Origin of the sequence: Butyricicoccus sp. Marseille-Q5471 (genome assembly GCF_951230135.1) — a bacterium.
GTDB lineage: Bacteria > Bacillota > Clostridia > Oscillospirales > Butyricicoccaceae > Agathobaculum.
On the sequence record NZ_CATNVC010000005.1, the window covers coordinates 105,813 to 119,192 of the forward strand.

Below are 13,380 nucleotides of genomic sequence, written 5' to 3' on the forward strand. Positions count from 1 at the left end.
CCTCGCGGCGGGAGAGGAGGCACCCCATGATCTACTGCGTCGAGGACGACAACAGCATCCGCGAACTGGTCGTCTACACGCTGCAAAACACCGGTTTTGACGCGCAAGGCTGCCCCGACGGCGGCGCGCTTTTTGCCGCCCTGCGCGAGCAGAAGCCCGAACTGATTCTGTTGGACATCATGCTGCCCGGCGAGGACGGCGTGTCCATCCTGCGCCGGCTGCGCTCGCTGCCCGACACGGCGGATATCCCCGTCATCCTGCTGACCGCTAAAACCTCGGAGTATGACAAGGTGGTCGGGCTTGACAGCGGCGCGGACGACTATATCGCCAAGCCCTTCGGCATGATGGAGCTGATTGCCCGCATTCGCGCCGTGCTGCGCCGCGCACAGACCAAGGCACAGACCGAGCAGAGCCGTCCTCTTGCGTTGGGCGGCATCTGTGTCGACGAGCGCGCACACACCGTGTTTGTCGGCGAAGAAACCGTGCAGCTTACGCTCAAGGAATTCCAACTGCTCTGCCTGCTGATGAAAAACCGCGGCGCGGTGCTGACGCGTGACGTGCTGCTCGAGACCATCTGGGGCTACGGCACCGAAAACGAGACCCGCACGGTCGATGTACACATCCGCACGCTGCGCCAAAAGCTCGGTGACTGCGGCGAGCTGATCGAAACCGTTCGCGGCGTAGGTTATCGCATGGGGGATCGTGCATGAGAAAACGCGTCTTCGGCAGCATCTGCCTGACCAGCTTCGTCACACTGCTGCTGACCGCAGCGCTGCTGATGATCGCCGTCTATTCGGGCATGGAAAGCGATGTGCGCGACAGGCTGAAAAACGAAAGCATTCATCTGGTCGATGTGTCGGAAGATCGTACGCTGCTTGAGCGCATCGGCCGAAGCTATGCCGAACGCATCACCCTAATTGCCGAGAACGGCGACGTATTATACGACAATCAAGGCGATGCCAGCCAGATGGAAAACCATCTGTCACGCCCCGAAGTGGCGCAGGCCATTAAAACGGGGGTTGGACAGGGGCAGCGTCTGTCTCACACGCTTGACCGCAAGACCTATTACTACGCCGTTCGCCTGCCGGACGGCGCTGTGCTTCGTCTGGGCAGCACAGCGGACAGTGCCTTCGGCGCACTGCGCACCGTGTCGCCGTGGATTGTGCTTGTGCTGCTGCTCACACTGTTGGTCGCGGCGCTGCTCGCCAGTTGGCTGACGCATATCCTGCTCGCGCCTATTATCGCTCTCGACCTCAGGCAGCCGCTCAAAAATGCGGCCTATGATGAGCTTTCTCCCCTGCTGCACCGCATGGCGGCGCAAAACAAGAAAATCGATGCGCAGATGGACGAACTCAAGCGCCGCCAGGCTGAGTTTGACGACATCACCACGCGCATGGATGAGGGACTGGTGCTGCTGAGCGCACAGGGCGAAATCCTGTTTGCCAACCACGCGTCCCGCCGACTGTTCCCCAAGGAGGAGGCACACGGCACATATCTGACCCTGTGCCGCGATCCGGAATATATACGCGTGGTCGAGCAGGCGCTCAGCGGCGAAAGCACGCGCGGCAAGCTGGAACGCGACGGCCGCGCCTATGCGCTGACCGCAAGCTCGGTCGCGGGTGAGGGACAAGGACATGCAGCCGTACTGTTCATCGTCGATGTGACCGAGCGCGAACAGGCCGAACGGCAGCGGCAGGAATTTTCGGCCAATGTCTCGCACGAACTGAAAACGCCGCTGACCTCGATTATGGGCATTGCCGAAATCATGGAAAACGGCATCGTGCGTCCCGAGGATATCGGCCGTTTCGCGGGCAGCATCCGCTCAGAAGCGACGCGCCTGCTCGCACTGATTGAGGACATCATTCGGCTGTCCCGTCTGGACGAGGGCGGTATGCAGGAAAGTTTTGAGCCGGTCGATTTGTACGCGGTGTGCGTCAGCGTGCGCGACAGACTGCAGCAGAAGGCGTTACAAAACCGGATTGCCCTCACACTCGAAGGCGAGATGGCGGTGGTATCCGGCGTGCGGCAGACGCTTGAGCAGATGGCCTTCAACCTCTGCGACAACGCAATCACCTATAACCGGCCGGACGGCAGCGTAACCCTGTTCGCGGGCATCGCGTGCGGTCAACCCGTGCTGCGCGTAAGCGACACCGGCATCGGCATTGCCCCGGCCGATCAGGCACGCGTGTTTGAGCGTTTTTACCGCGTGGACAAGAGCCACGCCAAGTCCACCGGCGGCACCGGTCTGGGTTTGTCAATCGTCAAGCACGGTGCGCAGCTCCACGGAGCCGAGGTCAGCATGCAAAGCGTATTAGACCGCGGGACGACCATCGAAATTCGCTTTCCCAAGGGATAAGCGAAGATAAACAGCAAAACACCCGATTTCCCTCGTTTTCGAGGCGAAACCGGGTGTTTCTTTTCGTGTGCTCAGCCGTTTACGCACACCGTCTGCATGGCATCAGACGATGCAGGATGCATCACACCATCTGATTAATTGTCTTATATTTATACATCTTCTCGGCGTGATTTTGCTCCTCGGTCTCAATATCGTTGAGCAGCTTTCTAACGTCCGAGTTGCCAAACTGGAACAGGTCAAAGTTATAGGCCGAAGCCACATACTTTTCAGTCGAAATGGCATCGGTGCACAGGAACTTATCGCTGTCCTTATCTGCCAGATTGCAGTTGCCCGCATAGGTCGGCGCCGGATTATAGTCCTGCCCCGCCTTGTCGGCACTGTTCACCGCAGGAATAGTGCCATTGAGCAGCTGACCAAGTGAATCATAGTGCTTTTGCTCATCCTGCTTGATGGAGCAGAACAGGTTCTGCAGCACGGTATCCTTTGCCGCTCGCTCATTTTTTTCATATTTTTCGATGCATAGCTTCTCCTGATCCTGCAAATCCTGAATCAGAAAACGTTCTTTTTCGGAAAGATTATACATGCATTCTTCGCATATAAACGCAGGCTGGTGCCCCGCCGTTTACACACTACCTCCTTCATTTTAGTCCAACGGTAGTATGTCATCGGCTGCGTTTTTGTATGCAAACAGGCGCACAGGACATTCCTCCTGTGCGCCTGCTATTTTCCATGCATCAATAAAATTCGGGATTTTGCGGTGCATTAATAGACGTATTCGAACTCCAAATCGCCGATTACAACGAAATCGCCTTCCTGTACGCCCATCTGCTCCAGTTTGTCGTACACGCCTGCATTTTTCAGCATGCGGTCCATATACTGGCGGGATTCGTAATCATCGGTATTGACCGAAGACATGATTTTATCCACCCACGCGCCGGAAACGACATAGTAATCCTCAACCTTGTCGACTTGCCAGTCGCGCTCTGTAATCTCTTCCTCAACCGGCACGAAGTCGGGCTCGTACACAAACACGGGCGGCAGCTCGCGCAGCTCGTCCCACGCCATGCGCATCAGCTCGCGCACGCCCTGACCGGTCGCCGCCGACAGCTCCGCAAAACGGAAACCGTGCTCGTCAGCATACTTTTTGAGCTTTTTGACCGGCTCGCGGTCGTCGCCCAGCAAATCGGTCTTGTTGGCAACGATAATCTGCGGACGCGCCGCCAAAAATTCGCTGTAGCCCACAAGCTCCTGGTTGATCTTCTCGATATCCTCCAGCGGATCACGACCCTCGCTGCCCGCGGCATCTACCAGATGCAGCAGCAGACGGCAGCGGTCGATGTGGCGCAGGAAATCGTGTCCCAGACCCGCGCCCTCAGCCGCGCCCTCTATAATACCGGGGATGTCGGCCATGACGAAGGACTGCTCCTCACCCACCGACACCACGCCCAGATTGGGCACAAGCGTCGTAAAGTGGTAGTTTGCAATCTTCGGACGCGCGGCGGATACCATGCTCAGCAGCGTAGACTTGCCGACGTTCGGGAAGCCAACCAGACCGACATCGGCCAGCAGCTTGAGTTCCAGCACGATTTCAAGCTCCACACCCGGCTGACCCGGCTTTGCAAAGCGGGGCGCCTGACGGGTCGGCGTTGCAAAATGCGAGTTGCCCCAGCCGCCGTTGCCGCCCTTTGCCGCAACAAACGGCTCATCGTCCGACAAATCCTTGATGACCTGTCCGCTTTTCTGATCGCGGATAATCGTGCCGCGCGGCACGCGGATGACGAGATCTGCGCCATCCTTGCCCTTGCAGCGCTTGCTGCCGCCGTTTTCACCCGGAGCCGCCACGTATTTCTTCTTGTAGCGGAAGTCGAGCAGGGTGGACAGGTTATCGTCCACCTTGAAAATGACAGAGCCGCCGCGGCCGCCGTCACCGCCGTCCGGGCCGCCGGCTGCAACGTACTTTTCGCGGTGGAAATTCACCTTGCCGTCGCCACCCTTACCGGATGCGATTTTGATTCTTGTAATATCAATAAACATATTTCTCCTCCTTTCACAGGGGTTAGGTAACACCGCAGGGCATCAAAGACGTCCTTGCGCGGTGTTGTTTTAAAACAAAATCCCAGACCATAGTCTGGGATTTTATCGCTCTTTTTATTACTGCGGGTAAACGGAAACCTTCTTGCGGTCCTTGCCCACGCGCTCGAAGCGAACAACGCCCTCAACCTTGGCGAACAGGGTGTCGTCCTTGCCACGGCCCACATTGGTACCGGGGTGGATCTTCGTGCCGCGCTGACGAACCAGAATGTTGCCAGCCGGTACGGTCTGACCGTCTGCGCGCTTAACGCCCAGGCGCTTGGACTCGGAATCACGGCCGTTCTTGGTCGAGCCTACGCCCTTCTTATGAGCGAAAAACTGTAAGCTAATCTTCAGCATCTGTGTGCACCTCCATTACGTTGATAAATTCAGAATAATCATTTTCCAGCTCGGAAAAGTGCATACGGAGCGCACGGAGTGCGTCCTGCCCTTTTTCGAAATTCCCGCCTTGCGGCAGGGTGATGCGGATATGTGCGCCTTCGTCTTCGATGAGCGTATCAACCGGGATATGCTGTACATCGAACAGTAACGCATGCGTCAGCATGACCGCACTGGAGATCGCCGCGCAGACGATGTCCTCCCCCTCTTCTGCGTATCCCGCATGACCGAGGATGTCCACCGATCGAATCGACTGATCCGACGCGAGCGAAAATGTGACGCGTGTCATGGCCTTAGGCCTTGATTGCGCCGATGGTCACCTTGGTAAACGGCTGACGGTGACCCTGACGTTTGCGGTAACCCTTCTTAGGCTTCATCTTGAAGATGTTAATCTTCTTGCCCTTGCCGGTCTTCTCGACCGTACCGGTTACGGTAGCGCCAGAAACGTAAGGAGCGCCGACGGTCAGGCTTTCGCCCTCGCCTACTGCCAGAACCTCGTCAAATACGACGGTTGCGCCGTCTTCCATGCCGAGCTTCTCGACGTAGATCACGTCGCCCTCAGATACCTTATACTGCTTGCCACCAGTTTTCAGGATTGCGTACATTTGGATTTTCCCTCTCTTTCATAGTAGAGTCACGCTTGGCGGGGCGGCGATCCGTTTCCGGGCGCACTTCAAGAGAGCCTTCGCACAATGCGGCTTTTAACAGCATAGCACGAACGGCGAAGCCTGTCAAGCCTCGCCGCGCGTTTTTTTGATTATTTCGAAGCGTTTTCGATGATTTTAACGCCTTCTGCGGTCGTGCCGACAATCATGCGCTTGCACATGTTGAGGAACAGGCCGTGCTCGAGTACGCCGACGATGCCCGCGAGCTTCTCCTTGACATCCGCAATGTCAAAGCCTGCGCCGAGGTGCAGGTCAGCGATGTAGTTGCCGTTGTCGGTAACGAAGGTTGCGCCGTCCTTGACGCGGAGCACCGGATGGAAGCCAAAGTCCTCCATCTTCTTCATCGCCTGCTTTGAGCCGTACTGCGCAATCTCAACCGGCAGATGGAACGCGCCGATTTTGTCAACCAGCTTGGACTCGTCCATAATCCAGATGACCTCGTCCGCCAGCGTTGCCACAACCTTTTCGCGATACAGCGCACCGCCGCCGCCCTTGATTGCGTTGAATGCGGGGTCGATTTCGTCCACGCCGTCAATCGCCAGATCAATGTGATCGACCTCGTCGATGGTCAGCAGCGGAATGCCCAGCTCACGTGCCTGCTTTTCGGTCGCCTTCGAGGTCGGGATTGCCCTGAGGTTCATGCCGTTCTTGACCAGTGCGCCCACGGCGTTTACCAGGTGGTACGCGGTCGAACCTGTGCCCAGACCCAGTACCATTCCATCCTTTACGTACTCGGCGGCCTTGTCGCCCGCCATCTTCTTCATATCCATTGCAGCTTTCCTCCCTGTTGTTGGTAACTTTATTATAAGATGTTGGTGCAAAAAGGTCAACTATCTTCGTGCAAAAGCGCCCGTAAAACGGGCGCTTTTGTGTTTATTCCGAAATACCGCGCTGTACCTTAGCTGCCTTGAGCGTGTTTTTCATCAGCATCGTGATGGTCATCGGGCCTGCGCCTCCCGGAACGGGGGTCATGAAGCTTGCCTTGTCCAGAACCGCAGCATCCACGTCGCCGCAGACCTTGCCCTCGGCGTTGCGGTTGATGCCCACGTCGATGACGACAGCACCCTCCTTGACCATATCCGGCGTGACGAAACCGGCCTTGCCCACCGCGGCAACCAGAATGTCCGCGCGGCGGCAAACCTCCGCCAAATCCTTGGTGCGGCTGTGGCAGATGGTGACCGTGCCGTGCTTGTGCAGCAGCAGCATGCTCATCGGCTTGCCGACGATGTTCGAGCGGCCGATGACGACACACTCCTTGCCCTTGGGGTCAATTTTATACTCCTCAAGCAGCTCCATCACGCCTGCGGGTGTACAGGGCACAAAGTCAAAATTGCCGACCATAATTTTGCCGACGTTGACCGGATGGAACGCATCCACATCCTTGCGCGGGTCGATTGCGTCGATGACCGCCTGCTCGGAAATGTGCTTCGGCACCGGCATCTGACACAGGATGCCCGAAATCTGCGGGCTTTCGTTGAGCTGAGCAATCAGGCCAAGCAGCTGCTCTTCGGTCGTTTCCTCAGGCAGGGCGTACTTTTCGCTGTAAAATCCGCATTCTACGCACGCCTTTTCCTTGTTGCGGACATAAATCTCGCTCGCCGGGTCGTTGCCGACGATAATGACCGCTAGACCGGGCGTGATGCCCTGTGCTTTCAGCTTTTCGGTCTCGGCCAGAATGCTGCCGCGCACCTTTGCGCTCAGCGCCTTGCCATCCATCTTTACTGCACTCATTCCTTGTTGTCCTCCTTCTTAACTGTCGGTGCGGGGGTTGCGCCCTCCCGCTCGGGCGTGGGTTTGGGGTCGGGTTGGGACGCGGGCGACGGCGACTGCTCGGGCAGCGGCATCGCTTCGGTCTCCGGCGTCGGCTCGGCCGTTACCTCGGTCGGCTGATTGGCAGGTTCTGGCGCAGGCGGCTCGGTCGGTGTGACATAAAAGGCCTTGGCGACCTTGATTTTACGATATTGACGCACGAGCACGCACACCGCGGCGATACAGCTGACGATGGCCAGCACCTGCGACACGCGCAGAGCGCTGAAAACATATAGGCTGTCCGTGCGCAGACCCTCGATCCACGCGCGGCCAAGGCCGTACCACGCAACATACAGCAGCGCGATTTCACCCTTGAATTTACGGTGCTTGGAGTAAAAGTGTATCGCGATGAAACCGATGAGGTTCCAGAGTGACTCGTATAAAAAGGTCGGATGCACCGGGTCTCCGCCGTCGATTGACATACCCCACGGCAGCGAAGTCGGGCCGCCGTGCGCTTCGGCGTTGACAAAGTTGCCCCACCGGCCGACAAGCTGACCGATGAGCAGCCCCATGGCGGCCAAATCGCACATGCTGATGAACGACACCTTTTTCACGCGGCTGTAGCCCCACAGCATGAGCAGCACGCCGATAATCGAGCCGTAAATCGCGATCCCGCCGTTCCAAATGGCGATAATCTCATTTAAATGCTGGCGGTAGTAGTCCCACTCAAACGCGACATAGTAAATGCGCGCGCAGATGATTCCGGCGGGTACACCGAGCAGCATGCAGTCAACCAGGTTGTCCGAGGTAAAGCCGAACTCCTTAACGCGGGAGTTCAGGTACAGCGCACCGAGCACAAAGCCGATGCAGATGATGATGCCGTACCAGTAAATATTCTTGCCGAACACCTCGAAGGCGACGCGGTTGATGGTAAAATCCAGCCCCAAACCGGGGAATGAAATCGCATGTTCCACTGTCAATTCCTCTTTTTTGTCAAATTATTTCGGTTCGATGACCGACATGGTCGAACGATTCGGCTGCATCCAGCGTGCAAACATGTGCTGCACGTCGGAGGCCTCAATCGTGTCGTAAAGCGCGGCAAAGTCAAGATAATCCTCGCCGCCGAACACGGCTTCAATCTGCGCGCGCGTCAGCTCCTCCGGCTGGTCGAGGACACGCAGGCGCAGGCCGTAGACCGCTTTTTTCATGCGGCTGAACAGCTTTTTATCCACACCCTCACGCGCCAAACGCGCAACCTCGCGCTCAATTGCTTCCCGCGCAGCTTCGGGATCGCGGCTCTCGCCGCCCATGACCACATTCGCGCCCTCGGGAATGATGGCGTAGTCGGTTTCAAAATAGCGGTTAATCAGGTGCTTTTCATACAGCTCGCTGTATAGCGGCGCGGTATCACCACAGAGCACGCGCACGGCGAGCTCGCCCAGCAGATTGCGGCGCAGGCGGCTTTCGCCCTCACGCAGCGGGTCATCCTTAAAGCCGAGCAAGAACTGCGGCTGCGATACCTGCATGCTGCGCTTGACCAGACTCTGGTGCACGGTTTGACGGCGCTTGCCGTAATGCCGCTCACCGATAACGGTCGGCACGCGGGGTGACAGCCGCTCCGCCATTTGGCAGACCGCATCAAAATCCGCTTGACCGCACACGACAAGCGCCATGTTACTCGGCGAGTAAAACGCCTTGTGACAGGTGTATAACGTTTCGGGTGTGATCTGCGCGATGCTGTCCACACTGCCCGCGATGGACACGCGCACCGGATGCTCGGCAAACAGACCCTCGAACAGGCCCACATAGGCCTGCCAGCCGGGCGTATCCTCCATCATGCCGATTTCCTGCCCGATGATGCCGCGTTCCTTTTCCACGTTTTCCTCGGTGAAATAGGGCGTGAACACAAATTTGAGCAGAATTTCAAGATTGCGCTCAAACTGTTCGGTGCAGGAGAAATAGTAGGCCGTCATCGTCTGACTGGTGAAGGCATTTGGGCTTGCGCCCGTTTCGGAAAACTTTTGCAGCGCATTGCCGTCCTCGTCCTCAAACATCTTGTGCTCCAGAAAATGTGCTACACCCGCGGGGGTGTCATATCGCTTGCCGTCAAGCGTAAACGAAGCGTCAACCGAGCCAAAGTCGGTTGCAAGCACGGCAAAGGTCTTGGAAAAGCCCTCCTTCGGGATATAGCTGACACGCAGGCCGTTTTCGAGCACGCGGCTCTCCATGCGTTCATGCAGGGCGGAATACGTCTTGCTCATTTGCCCACCCCTTTCAGGAAGTACACGGTGTCCAGCGCGGTTGCGTTTGCCGCAGCAATCACGCGCTCCTGCGTGACCGTTTGTACGGCTTCGATGCGCTCCTCCGGCTGCGTCATCGTGCCCGCAATCGCCTGTGCAAGCCAATAGCGCTCCAATTGAACCGGCTCGTCAAGCATGGCGCGCCATGCGCTGATGAGCGTGCGGCGGGCGTTCTCAATCTCGTCTGCCGAAATATCGCCATCCCTGCAAAGCTGCAACTGATGCAGAATTTCACGCTTTGTTACCTCATATTTATCATTTTCAATGCCGGAATTTACAATCATCAGTCCCTTGGCCGAAATAAACTGCGCGCTTGCATAGTAGCAGAGCGACAGCTTCTCGCGCACGTTCAGGAAGAGCTTGGCGCTCGTCGAGCCGCCGTACAGCACCTGAAACATCCAATAGGCCAGCGGATCGCCGCCCGTCAGGCTGTTGCCGCCCGTGCGGAAGCCCATCGACAGCTTGCCTTGTGTGACCGGCAGTTCCTCGGTCACCTCACGCACCTCATTCTTGGGCTGTGCGACCACTTCGGTGTGCGGGGCATAGAGGTTGTCCGTTCTGCGCTCGGGCAGCGCTTTCAAAAACAGCTCTTCAATGGTATCCGGCGGCATGGTGCCGCAGTAAAACAGCTCCATTCGCCCCTCGCTGAGCGCGCGCTGATAGGCAGCAAACAGCTTTTGCTCCGTGATACGCTCGGCCTGTGCGGCAGTGCCGAGCACGCTTTGTCCGAAGGCTTCGCCCTCGCACATCAGCTCGGTCAGGCGCTTGGGCGCGTAGGCACGCGGATCGTTTTTCTGCGCCGCGATGCGATCCATCAGGTTAACGCGCTCGCCCGCCGTATAATCCGGACTGAACACGCCGTCCTGCACATAGGGGTCATACAGCAGGTCAGCCAGCAGGCGAACGACGCGCTCCGTCAATCCCTCTGCGCCCGACGCGTATTTTTCGTCAATCACATCGGACAAAAAGCCGATAACAAGGTTGTCGCCTTCCTTGCTCACCATGGCTTCAATCCGTGCGCCATACATCTCATCGAGTGCTGCACCGAATGCGCGCAGGTCAGGCAGACGCACCGTTCCCCGCCGCAGCACATGCGGAAGCGCCGCCCGCAGCGCCGCATCCGGCCCGCCAAGGGGCAGCACGAGCGCCGCGCGCAGCACGGCACGCTTAAACTTCGGCGTGGTGACACAGGTTAAACCGATTCCCGCGCCGAGTTTTTTTCTCGTCACTTGTTGCATAGAATGCCTCGTTTCGTGGATAATTTTTCTTAGAAGTTATTATATCATTAAATGAATAGGCGCGCAATTGAACATTTGATGAACACGCATGGGGTCTGTATCTCGGAAGAATGCCCCAAATACACCAACACCAAACGCTTTCCCCCTGTTCTGCTTTTTATTTTATCCAAAAAACCGTTTTTTACCCTTGACAAGCGCCGCCCGATACGGTATGATAATCACATTCGATGTAAAGGCTTCTAGCTTTACAGGCAAAGAAGGAGGCCGAACATGACAAGCAAACCGCTCGAAATGAGCCTGCTGTTCGACTTCTACGGTGAAACGCTGACCCAAAACCAGCGCGAGCTGTTTGATCTATACTATAACGAAGATCTTTCCCTGACCGAGATTGCCGAGCATGTCGGCATCACCCGCCAAGGCGTGCGGGACGGCGTCAAGCGCGCCGAACACACGCTGCGCGAGATGGAAACAAAGCTCGGTCTGGTCGCCCGCTACGGCGACACGGAAAAATGCGCCGACGGCATCGCCCGCGAGGTCGAAGCCCTGCGCACCCTCAATGAAGATACGCTGCACTCCGCCGCCCTCGGTGACATCGCCGACCGGCTGACGCAGCTGCTCACACAGCTTCGATAAGGAGTTTGCTATGGCATTTGAAGGCCTGACTACTAAAATTTCATCCGCTTTCAAAAACCTCAGAAGCAAGGGCCGCCTGTCCGAGGCTGACGTTAAGGAGGCCATGCGCGAAATCCGCATGGCGCTGCTCGAAGCAGACGTCAACTTCAAGGTTGCGAAGGATTTTGTAAAGTCCGTCACCGAAAAGGCGACCGACGCTGAAATTCTTGAAAGCCTCTCTCCCGCTCAGCAGGTCATCAAAATCGTAAACGAAGAGTTGACCGCGCTGCTCGGCGGGCAAAACGCCCGGCTGACCATTGCCCCCAACCCGCCGACGATTGTCATGATGGCTGGTCTGCAGGGTGCGGGTAAAACCACCAACTGCGCCAAGCTTGCCGGTCTGCTGCGCAAGCAGCAGCAGCGCCGCCCCCTGCTCGTCGCGTGTGACGTATACCGTCCCGCCGCGATTGAACAGCTGAAGGTTGTCGGCCGCCAGCTGGACATCCGCGTATTTGATGAAGGCCAGGGCGACCCGGTCGAAATCGCAAAGCACGGCATCGACTTCGCCAAGAAGAACGGCTTTGATTTGGTGTTCCTTGACACCGCAGGCCGTCTGCACATCGACGAAAAGCTGATGGACGAGCTGAAAAACATCAAAAAGACCGTAAACCCCACCGAAATCATCCTCGTCGTTGACGCGATGACCGGTCAGGACGCGGTGAACGTTTCCCAAACCTTTGACGAAGCCCTCGGCATCGACGGCGTGCTGATGTCCAAGATGGACGGCGATGCACGCGGCGGCGCGGCGCTTTCGGTCAAGGCCGTAACCGGTAAGCCGATTAAATTCATCGGCACGGGCGAAAAGCTCGGCGATATCGAGCCGTTCCACCCCGACCGCATGGCTAGCCGCATCCTCGGCATGGGCGACGTGCTGACGCTGATTGAAAAGGCGCAGCAGAACTTCGATCAAAAGCAGGCTGCCGAAACCGCCAAAAAGATGGCAACCGGCAAGCTGACCTTAACCGATTTTTACGATCAGCTCCAGCAGATGAAAAATATGGGCTCGATGGAGGAAATGCTCGGCATGCTGCCGGGTGTGGATGCCAAGGCCTTGGCCGGAGCAAAGATTGACGAAAAGCAGATGGCGCATACCGAGGCCATCATCCAGTCCATGACCCCCAAGGAAAGGGACAACCCGAGCGTCATCAATTTCTCCCGCAAAAAGCGCATCGCCGCCGGCTGCGGTCTGACGGTTGAGGAGGTCAACAAGCTGCTCAAGCAGTTTGAATCCATGCAGAAGATGACCAAACAGCTGACCGGCATGGCAAAATCCAAGGGCAAGAAAAAGCGCCGCGGCTTTGGCGGTCTAGGCGGTCTGAAGCTGCCGTTTTAATGCATTGTTTGTAAATTTCAAGTTTACAATAGAGAGTTTAGATACAGGAGGTGAATATAGAATGGTAAAGATCAGACTGCGTCGTCTGGGCGCGAAGAAGGCTCCCTTCTACCGCATCGTCGTTGCTGATTCCCGTTACCCGCGTGACGGCCGTTTCATCGAAGAAATCGGCACGTACAACCCGCTGAACGACCCCGCTACTATCGCGGTCGACGCTGAGCGTGCTCAGGCGTGGATCAAGAACGGTGCGCAGCCGACTGACACTGTCCGCGGCATCCTGAAGAAGGCCGGCGTGCTGTGAGTATGAGTGAGGTTGTCGAAATGAAAGAGTTATTGACCTACATTGTCAAAAATCTGGTTTCCGAGCCGGATGCGATTGCCATCACCGAGGAGATCGACGGCGATAATGTCACCTACTCCCTGCGCGTAGCGCCGGGGGACATGGGCCGCGTCATCGGTCGTCACGGCCGCATCGCGAAGGAAATCCGCACACTCATGAAAGCGGCAGGCAATCGCGAAAACAAGCGCGTCACTGTCGATATTCTCGACTAAAACGCCAAACGACCTGTATCATACAGGTCGTTTTTCATATCATTTC

General features: G+C 57.2%; 16 protein-coding genes. 6 read left to right on the plus strand and 10 right to left on the minus strand.

The annotated features are described in order from the left end of the window. Positions 1 to 26: 26 nt before the first annotated feature. Together QOX26_RS07920 and QOX26_RS07925 are read left to right on the plus strand one after the other, a co-directional pair. Positions 27 to 710, plus strand: a complete 684-nt coding sequence (locus tag QOX26_RS07920) for a response regulator transcription factor (RefSeq protein WP_283674436.1) — start codon at positions 27 to 29, stop codon at positions 708 to 710. After that, a complete protein-coding gene (locus QOX26_RS07925) occupies positions 707 to 2,356 on the plus strand; it encodes a sensor histidine kinase (protein ID WP_283674437.1) in 1,650 nt (549 codons plus the stop codon). Before QOX26_RS07920 ends, QOX26_RS07925 begins: the two co-directional genes overlap by 4 nt. A gap of 121 nt (positions 2,357 to 2,477) precedes the next feature. Here the strand turns inward: QOX26_RS07925 and QOX26_RS07930 are convergent, their stop codons facing one another. The 10 genes from QOX26_RS07930 to yfmF all read right to left on the minus strand — a co-directional run bounded on the left by QOX26_RS07930 (position 2,478) and on the right by yfmF (position 10,768). After that, complete coding sequence (locus QOX26_RS07930; protein WP_283674438.1) at positions 2,478 to 2,939, minus strand: ferritin-like domain-containing protein; 462 nt, start codon at positions 2,937 to 2,939, stop codon at positions 2,478 to 2,480. Between the two features lie 179 nt (positions 2,940 to 3,118). After that, positions 3,119 to 4,390, minus strand: coding sequence for a GTPase ObgE (obgE, locus tag QOX26_RS07935; RefSeq protein WP_283674439.1), 1,272 nt, complete (start codon positions 4,388 to 4,390; stop codon positions 3,119 to 3,121). Positions 4,391 to 4,507: 117 nt separating this feature from the next. After that, positions 4,508 to 4,786 (minus strand): 50S ribosomal protein L27, encoded by a 279-nt coding sequence (gene rpmA / locus QOX26_RS07940; protein ID WP_283674440.1) that lies wholly within the window; start codon positions 4,784 to 4,786, stop codon positions 4,508 to 4,510. Continuing rightward, positions 4,773 to 5,114 (minus strand): ribosomal-processing cysteine protease Prp, encoded by a 342-nt coding sequence (locus tag QOX26_RS07945; protein ID WP_283674441.1) that lies wholly within the window; start codon positions 5,112 to 5,114, stop codon positions 4,773 to 4,775. The genes rpmA and QOX26_RS07945 overlap by 14 nt, the downstream gene beginning before the upstream one ends. A 4-nt stretch (positions 5,115 to 5,118) precedes the next feature. Next, entirely contained in the window at positions 5,119 to 5,430 is a 312-nt protein-coding gene (gene rplU, locus QOX26_RS07950) for a 50S ribosomal protein L21 (RefSeq protein WP_283674442.1), read from the minus strand. A gap of 152 nt (positions 5,431 to 5,582) precedes the next feature. Beyond that, positions 5,583 to 6,260 (minus strand): ribose-5-phosphate isomerase RpiA, encoded by a 678-nt coding sequence (rpiA, locus tag QOX26_RS07955; protein WP_283674443.1) that lies wholly within the window; start codon positions 6,258 to 6,260, stop codon positions 5,583 to 5,585. A gap of 103 nt (positions 6,261 to 6,363) precedes the next feature. Next, a complete protein-coding gene (folD, locus tag QOX26_RS07960; protein ID WP_283674444.1) occupies positions 6,364 to 7,221 on the minus strand; it encodes a bifunctional methylenetetrahydrofolate dehydrogenase/methenyltetrahydrofolate cyclohydrolase FolD in 858 nt (285 codons plus the stop codon). Continuing rightward, a complete protein-coding gene (lgt, locus tag QOX26_RS07965) occupies positions 7,218 to 8,213 on the minus strand; it encodes a prolipoprotein diacylglyceryl transferase (protein ID WP_283674445.1) in 996 nt (331 codons plus the stop codon). Before lgt ends, folD begins: the two co-directional genes overlap by 4 nt. Positions 8,214 to 8,237: 24 nt before the next feature. Beyond that, complete coding sequence (gene yfmH / locus QOX26_RS07970; protein ID WP_283674446.1) at positions 8,238 to 9,500, minus strand: EF-P 5-aminopentanol modification-associated protein YfmH; 1,263 nt, start codon at positions 9,498 to 9,500, stop codon at positions 8,238 to 8,240. Continuing rightward, complete coding sequence (gene yfmF / locus QOX26_RS07975) at positions 9,497 to 10,768, minus strand: EF-P 5-aminopentanol modification-associated protein YfmF (protein ID WP_283674447.1); 1,272 nt, start codon at positions 10,766 to 10,768, stop codon at positions 9,497 to 9,499. The genes yfmH and yfmF overlap by 4 nt, the downstream gene beginning before the upstream one ends. A 279-nt stretch (positions 10,769 to 11,047) precedes the next feature. Between yfmF and ylxM the strand changes: the two genes are divergently transcribed. The 4 genes from ylxM (at position 11,048) to QOX26_RS07995 (ending at position 13,334) form a co-directional block, all read left to right on the plus strand. Then, a complete protein-coding gene (gene ylxM / locus QOX26_RS07980; RefSeq protein WP_283674448.1) occupies positions 11,048 to 11,410 on the plus strand; it encodes a YlxM family DNA-binding protein in 363 nt (120 codons plus the stop codon). 10 nt (positions 11,411 to 11,420) lie between these two features. Next, entirely contained in the window at positions 11,421 to 12,782 is a 1,362-nt protein-coding gene (gene ffh, locus QOX26_RS07985; RefSeq protein ID WP_283674449.1) for a signal recognition particle protein, read from the plus strand. A 61-nt stretch (positions 12,783 to 12,843) separates the two neighbouring features. After that, positions 12,844 to 13,083, plus strand: coding sequence for a 30S ribosomal protein S16 (rpsP, locus tag QOX26_RS07990; RefSeq protein WP_283674450.1), 240 nt, complete (start codon positions 12,844 to 12,846; stop codon positions 13,081 to 13,083). 20 nt (positions 13,084 to 13,103) lie between these two features. After that, entirely contained in the window at positions 13,104 to 13,334 is a 231-nt protein-coding gene (locus QOX26_RS07995) for a KH domain-containing protein (RefSeq protein ID WP_054327418.1), read from the plus strand. Positions 13,335 to 13,380 lie beyond the last annotated feature (46 nt).

Coding starts and splice junctions, on each gene's coding strand:
- ffh (WP_283674449.1), top strand. CDS start 11,421: ATGGCATTTGAAGGCCTGACTACTAAAATTTCATCCGCTTTCAAAAAC.
- QOX26_RS07930 (WP_283674438.1), bottom strand. CDS start 2,939: ATGTATAATCTTTCCGAAAAAGAACGTTTTCTGATTCAGGATTTGCAG.
- yfmH (WP_283674446.1), bottom strand. CDS start 9,500: ATGAGCAAGACGTATTCCGCCCTGCATGAACGCATGGAGAGCCGCGTG.
- QOX26_RS07995 (WP_054327418.1), top strand. CDS start 13,104: ATGAAAGAGTTATTGACCTACATTGTCAAAAATCTGGTTTCCGAGCCG.
- folD (WP_283674444.1), bottom strand. CDS start 7,221: ATGAGTGCAGTAAAGATGGATGGCAAGGCGCTGAGCGCAAAGGTGCGC.
- obgE (WP_283674439.1), bottom strand. CDS start 4,390: ATGTTTATTGATATTACAAGAATCAAAATCGCATCCGGTAAGGGTGGC.
- rpmA (WP_283674440.1), bottom strand. CDS start 4,786: ATGCTGAAGATTAGCTTACAGTTTTTCGCTCATAAGAAGGGCGTAGGC.
- QOX26_RS07925 (WP_283674437.1), top strand. CDS start 707: ATGAGAAAACGCGTCTTCGGCAGCATCTGCCTGACCAGCTTCGTCACA.
- rplU (WP_283674442.1), bottom strand. CDS start 5,430: ATGTACGCAATCCTGAAAACTGGTGGCAAGCAGTATAAGGTATCTGAG.
- QOX26_RS07945 (WP_283674441.1), bottom strand. CDS start 5,114: ATGACACGCGTCACATTTTCGCTCGCGTCGGATCAGTCGATTCGATCG.
- rpsP (WP_283674450.1), top strand. CDS start 12,844: ATGGTAAAGATCAGACTGCGTCGTCTGGGCGCGAAGAAGGCTCCCTTC.
- ylxM (WP_283674448.1), top strand. CDS start 11,048: ATGACAAGCAAACCGCTCGAAATGAGCCTGCTGTTCGACTTCTACGGT.
- rpiA (WP_283674443.1), bottom strand. CDS start 6,260: ATGGATATGAAGAAGATGGCGGGCGACAAGGCCGCCGAGTACGTAAAG.
- QOX26_RS07920 (WP_283674436.1), top strand. CDS start 27: ATGATCTACTGCGTCGAGGACGACAACAGCATCCGCGAACTGGTCGTC.